The sequence below is a fragment of the Kineococcus glutinatus genome (assembly GCF_039542765.1).
GTDB classification, from domain to species: domain Bacteria; phylum Actinomycetota; class Actinomycetes; order Actinomycetales; family Kineococcaceae; genus Kineococcus_A; species Kineococcus_A glutinatus.
The window spans coordinates 1-2,290 of record NZ_BAABIL010000331.1 but is presented as its reverse complement, the minus strand read 5'-3'; the positions used below and the strand labels follow the sequence as shown (position 1 = coordinate 2,290).

The 2,290-nt window shown below is 74.5% G+C and carries 2 protein-coding genes; both read left to right on the top strand.

Features of this window, described 5'->3' with window-relative positions; translation table 11 throughout:
• Positions 1-327: DUF3500 domain-containing protein (locus ABEB16_RS12900; protein WP_345712654.1), on the top strand; the 327-nt coding region annotated here is incomplete at its 5' end.
• A gap of 37 nt (positions 328-364) precedes the next feature.
• On the top strand, positions 365-2,290 hold a 1,926-nt coding region (locus tag ABEB16_RS12895), incomplete at its 3' end, for a cell wall-binding repeat-containing protein (RefSeq protein WP_345712653.1).

Genomic DNA, 2,290 nt, shown 5'->3' with positions numbered 1-2,290 from the left:
TTCCCCACCACCTCCGAGGGCGTCAAGGGCTCCGACCTCACCGCCGAGCAGAAGGAACTGCTGCTCGCCGCGATCGAGACGTGGGTCGGCGACATCGACGACACCAACGCCGCCACCATCCTCGCGAAGTACGAGAGCGAGCTGGACGACACCTACGTCGCCTACTCGGGCACCACGGCGATGGACCAGATCGGCGACTACATCCGCATCGACGGCCCCTCGGTGTGGATCGAGTCCTCCATGCAGAACGGCGTCGTCCTCGAGGGCGCGCACCCGCACGCGGTGTGGCGGGACAAGACCACCGACTACGCCGGCCTGAAGTCCTGACCCGTCCCTCAGCCCGTCCCCTCCGAGAGGTGCTCCCGTGAACAGCTCGACGTACCGCAGGAAGAACCCGGTCACCATCGGCGCAGGTGTCGCCGTGCTCGTCGGGCTGACCGCCGTGGGCGCGCCCGCCGCCGTCGCCGACGCCAGCTTCGACCCCAGCGCGTCCACCGCGCGCGTCGCGGGCGACAACCGCTACGCCACCGCGGCCCAGATCGCGCAGACGACCTGGACCACGGCGCAGACGGTCGTCGTCGCCAACGGCGAGACCAACGGCATCGACGCGGTCTCCGCCGCCTACCTCGCGGGAGCGGTGGACGCCCCCGTGCTGCTGACCCGCGCGGGGTCCGTGCCCGCCGAGACGGCCGCGGCCATCGCGGCGCTGGACCCCGAGCAGGTCCTCGTCGTGGGCGGTGAGGCGTCCGTCTCGGCCGGCACCTACGACGCGCTGACCGCCGGGCGCACCGGTGAGCGCGTGAGCGGCGCGAACCGCTACGCGACGGCCGCCGAGATCGCGCAGGCCGTCGACGAGGCCCCGACGACGGTGTTCCTCGCCCGCGGTGACGTCAGCAGCGACCAGGTGGCCGCCGACGCGCTCGCCGCGACGCCCGTGGCCTTCCGCGCCGGCGTCCCGGTCCTGCTCACCGCCGCGAACGGGCTCCCCGCCGCCACCGCCGAGGCGCTCGAGGCCATCGGCCCCACCTCCGTCGTCGTGCTCGGCGGCGAGGGCGCCGTGAGCGCCCAGGTCGCCGCACAGGCGCAGGCCGCCGCCGGCGCCGCCGGCGTGACGCGGCTGCAGGGCGGTGACCGCACCGGGACGGCCGCCGCGATCGCCGGTTCCCAGCTCGCCACCGCGGCCGGTTTCACCAAGACGGGCGTCGCCATCGCCAACGGCTACCGCATCGACGCGCTCGCGGCCGGCCCGGCCGCCGGCAAGGCCGGCTACCCGCTGCTGCTCACCGGGTCCACCACGTCCATCGGCTCCGGCACCCAGGCCTACCTCGAGGCCAACGCGGCCACGCTCACCGCCGCCCAGGTCTACGGCGGCACGAGCGCCGTCTCGACCGCCGTCGCCGTCGCCGCGGCCCGCGCCGGGGGCAACGCGGACCCCGCGGGCAGCAGCGACGTCGTCGCGCTCGCCGAGGCGTTCGCCGCGACGCTCGACGAGGACCAGCGCACCGCGCTCAACCAGGAGTACACGTTCGAGAACGCCGCGAACTGGTCGAACCTGCCCAACGGGCTGCTCACCGGTGGCGCCGGCGGCGGCGGCGGTGCACCGACGCCGAGCGGCACCGCGACCGGCACCGCGACCAGCACGCCGACCGGCACGGCGACCGGCACGCCGACGCCGAGCGGCACCATGACCGGTGCGCCGACCGGCATGCCCACCGGCATGCCCACCGGTGGACCCGGCGGTGGCGGCACCAGCACCGGCCGGGTCGGCCTGCAGACCAGCGAGCTGTCCGAGGAGCAGTGGACGGCGCTGGAGGCGTTGCTGGCCGCCGCCACCGGGACCGCCGAGAACGAGGGTTTCGACGAGATCCTCCAGCACCTGGCGGCCGACGACTACCTCGGCGAGAACGGCGGCGGGGACACCTACAACCGCGACCAGTACTTCATCGCCTTCCTCGGCACCCCCTCGGACTCGGGCACGTGGGAGCTGCAGTTCGGCGGGCACCACCTCGCCGTCGCCAACACCTACGTCGACGGGGAGCTGGCCGGGGCCACCCCGTCCTTCCGCGGCATCGAGCCGTTCGAGACCGTCGAGGTCGACGGCGTCACGGTGCAGCCCGAGCAGCAGGAGCAGGCCGCGTTCGTCGCGCTGCTCACCTCGCTGGACGAGACCCAGCTGGCCGCCGCCGAGCTGTCCAGCTCCTACGGCGACATCCTGCTCGGGCCGGGCGAGGACTGGGCGTTCCCCACCACCTCCGAGGGCGTCAAGGGCTCCGACCTCACCGCCGAGCAG